The organism is Pseudoalteromonas sp. TB64, from assembly GCF_000498095.1.
In the GTDB taxonomy this organism is placed as follows: domain Bacteria; phylum Pseudomonadota; class Gammaproteobacteria; order Enterobacterales; family Alteromonadaceae; genus Pseudoalteromonas.
The window spans coordinates 1-3,839 of record NZ_AUTQ01000155.1; the positions used below are offsets into that span (position 1 = coordinate 1).

At 40.0% G+C, this 3,839-nt stretch carries 3 protein-coding genes; all 3 read right to left on the minus strand.

What is annotated here, in order from left to right; genetic code table 11:
- Nucleotides 1-850: 850 nt before the first annotated feature.
- Nucleotides 851-2,389, minus strand: coding sequence for a phosphoenolpyruvate carboxykinase (locus L647_RS0113090; protein ID WP_024611491.1), 1,539 nt, complete (start codon nucleotides 2,387-2,389; stop codon nucleotides 851-853).
- A 266-nt stretch (nucleotides 2,390-2,655) separates the two neighbouring features.
- Complete coding sequence (gene hslO / locus L647_RS0113095; protein WP_024611492.1) at nucleotides 2,656-3,501, minus strand: Hsp33 family molecular chaperone HslO; 846 nt, start codon at nucleotides 3,499-3,501, stop codon at nucleotides 2,656-2,658.
- 12 nt (nucleotides 3,502-3,513) lie between these two features.
- On the minus strand, nucleotides 3,514-3,839 hold a 326-nt coding region (locus tag L647_RS0113100), incomplete at its 5' end, for a S4 domain-containing protein (RefSeq protein WP_024611493.1).

The following is a 3,839-nucleotide window of genomic DNA, read 5'->3' on the forward strand; positions in this document are numbered from 1 at the left end:
AAGAAGCCCACTTAGCTCACCAGTCTCAGCAATAGCGCGATAATAAGCAGCTTGAGAGAATGATAGTGCTATATTTATATTGTAACTCTCCATCGCTGTGGGCACTAAAGTATTCTACTGCGCGCACCGACTTCACATTGTAGAGACCCCCAATCTAACGGTTCGGGCTTTTTTACGTCTGCAGAAAAGTGAAATGTGGGGGGATAACGCACAAATCACACCTTACACTCTCATTAATATCCCTTATTTCATTCGATTACAGTTCATGAACCACTTTCAATAAGTCCACTTAGCTCACCAGTCTCAGCAATAGCGCGATAATAAGCAGCTTGAGAGAATGATAGTGCTGTATTTACACTGTGGCTCTCCACCGCTGTGGGCACGACGATATTCTACTACGCGACCGACTTCACATTGTAGAAAGCCCACTTAGCTCACCAGTCTCAGCAATAGCGCGATAATAAGCTGCTTGAGAGAATGATAGTGCCGTATTTATACTGCAACTCTCCACTGCTGTGGGCACTATGGCATTCCGCACCGACTTCAAGTTTTAAAGTGCCCGCATTTAATAATTCGGGCTCTTTACGTCTGCAGAAAAGTGAGATATGGGTTAATAAGGTAATACCTCCTAAATATATTCGTCTAGATGTTTTCACAATAAAAGCTTTGGTGTCATTAGTTACATAGACGTGATGAGTAATGTAGATTTTTTAGGTATTAAGAAGTGATTTATTTGGAGGAGTATTATATGTTTTCGATATTAGTCGTACGGCGGTTTGTCGCATTTTTTGTGCTTAAAAATAAAACGCCAGCTCTAGGCTGGCGTTAAAATACAATATTAAAGTTTAATTTAAGCTTTAGGGCCTGCATTTTTTATATCGTCAGATACATCGTACTTAGCAAAGTTTTCAGTGAAGTCAGCAGCAAGTTTTGCTGCATATTCATTGTACTTAGCTTTATCTTCCCAAGTATTAATTGGGTTAAGTAAGTTAGTATCTACACCCGGAACTGCTACTGGTACGTCTAGGTTTAATACGTCAATATGTTGAGTTTCAACTCCCGCTAATTTACCAGATACAATTGCATCAATTACTGCGCGAGTAGTTGGGATATCAAAGCGCTTACCTGTGCCGTAAGGACCGCCAGTCCAACCTGTATTTACAAGGTACACTTTAGCGCCAAACTCGCGTACACGCTTCATAAGAAGCTCAGCGTAAACACCTGCAGGGCGTGGGAAGAATGGTGCGCCAAAACATGTTGAAAATGTTGATTCAATATCGCTAGTAGATCCAATCTCAGTAGAGCCCACTTTAGCTGTGTATCCACTTAAAAAGTGAAAAGCAGCGGCTTCTTCGCTAAGAATAGAAACCGGTGGTAATACACCACTTACATCGCAGGTTAAAAACACAACTGCTTTTGGCTCGCCTGCACGGTTTTCTACTTTACGTTTTTCAACGTGTTCAAGTGGGTAAGCTGCACGGCTATTTTGAGTTAGGCTTGTATCGTGAAAATCTGGAACGCCTTTTTCATCTAGTACTACATTTTCTAAAATAGTACCGAAGCGAATTGGATTCCAAATTACAGGTTCATTCTTTTGTGAGAGGTCGATACATTTAGCATAACAACCGCCTTCAATATTAAACACGCTTCCTGGTGCCCAACCGTGTTCATCATCCCCAATTAAAAAGCGAGTTGGATCTGCTGAAAGAGTTGTTTTCCCAGTGCCTGATAAACCAAAAAATAATGCAGTATCGCCAACTTCACCTACGTTAGCAGAACAGTGCATTGGTAATACACCTTTTTCTGGTAGTAGGAAGTTTTGTACAGAAAACATTGATTTTTTCATTTCACCGGCGTAACGCATACCTGCAAGTAACACTTTACGTTGTGCGAAATTAATAATAACGGTGCCATCGCTGTTTGTTCCATCACGCTGTGGGTCACATACAAACGAGGGTACATTCATAACTTGCCATTGTGGAAAGTTAGAGGCGTTATATTTTTGTGGTTCAATAAACATGTTTTTGGCGAATATATGGTGCCATGCGGTTTCAGTAGTAACGACTACAGGTAGATAGTGCTTAGAGTCTGCGCCAACTTCTAGGTGAGAGGTGAAGTGGTCATTACTTTGCACATGTTCTTCTACGCGAGCCCATAAAGCGTCAAATTTGTTTTCATCAAATGGGCGGTTTACATTACCCCATTGAATGTCATCTTGAGTTGTTGCTTCTTGAACAATGAAACGATCTTTTGGTGAACGACCAGTACGATGACCAGTGATTGCAACAAAAGCTCCATTTGCGGCTAAAGTACCTTCGCCACGGCGGATCGCATGCTCGACAAGTTCAGCTGCGGTTAAATCGACAAAACGTGTAGCACTTTTAGTCATGTTTATACCTAACTATGTGAGAGAGTTTGAACGGATAGCTCTGGGATGTCAGTGCCCTTAAACTGAAATTATAGTAACAGAAGGTTTTAAGATATTCGAGCCCGTAAAGGCTCTAAAAACATATATATTTAGGAAAAAACATGAATAATTTCAATGATACCGGTGTCATAAAAGTGCGACTATTTATGACACCGGTATCATCTTTTTATAATATAAAACCGCATATTTTGCGGTTTTGATTAGTGAGAATTGTTTAAGTTAAGTAATTAGTTAAAAATACTTTTTACGTCTTGTTCATTAAAAACATATTCTTTTAAGCAGTAATGACAACTAATATTAACAGACCCTTTTTCTTCAACATCTTTGAGCAATTCTTGCTGACCTATGTTAACAAGTGCGGTGATTGTTTTATCGCGGCTACAACCACATTTAAATTTAATAGCCTGTGGTTCGAATACGCGAGGGTTATCTTCGTGGTATAAACGAGTAAGAACAGTATTAGCATCAAGGTGTAATAGCTCTTCATCTTTAATGGTGTTGCTCAGAGCTTCTAAGTGAGCAAAGTCTTCAATCGACTTTTGTTTATCAACAGGTAGTACTTGTAAAAATAGACCACATGCTTTTGCACTGCCTTCTGTTGTGTCTGTTGCAAACCATAAACGTGTTTTTAATTGCTCTGATTGCTCAAAATAGCTTTCAATACACTCACTCAATGTGTCGTGCTCTAGCGGTACTATACCTTGGTAACGTTCGCCTTTACTTGGAGTAATGGTTATAACCATATAACCTTGCCCAATAAGCTCTTTTACCGTAGTACCGGTTATTTCGCTTTGTAAACGGGCTATACCACGCATGTTTTGTTTGTCATCACCATTAATTACTGCATATTTAACAGGTCCGTCACCTTGTAGTTGAACTGCAATTTCGCCTTCAAACTTTAAAGTCGCTGTAAGTAAACAGGTTGCAACGAGTAACTCTCCAAGCAAAGCCTTAACTGGTGCAGGGTAATTATGGTCGGCGATCATTTCATTGTAGGCACTCTCGATCTGAACGAGTTCGCCACGAACATCTAATTTGTTGAATAAATAACGGTGAAGTAAATCTTGTTGCATGAGCGGCTATACCTAACTTGATTTCATTTTTAAAAGTTCGCGTCTTTGCTTTTTATCGGGTTTTTTAACCGGATGAGGGGCAAAAAAGCTGTTATTTTTACGTGCGATAGCATTTTCTTCGCGTTTAACAATACTTGCATCAGATTCTTGATACAAGGTCTGTGCAATGGGGGCGCTTTGGCGATTTTCAAGCACTTTGTGTATAGTTATTATTTTTTCATCTACGCCTTGAGCAAGTTTGATTGTTGCTCCGACTTCTACTATTTTACTCGCTTTTGTACGCTGACCATTATAATGCACTTTACCTCCTTGCACCATTTCTCGAGCGGCTGCGCGTG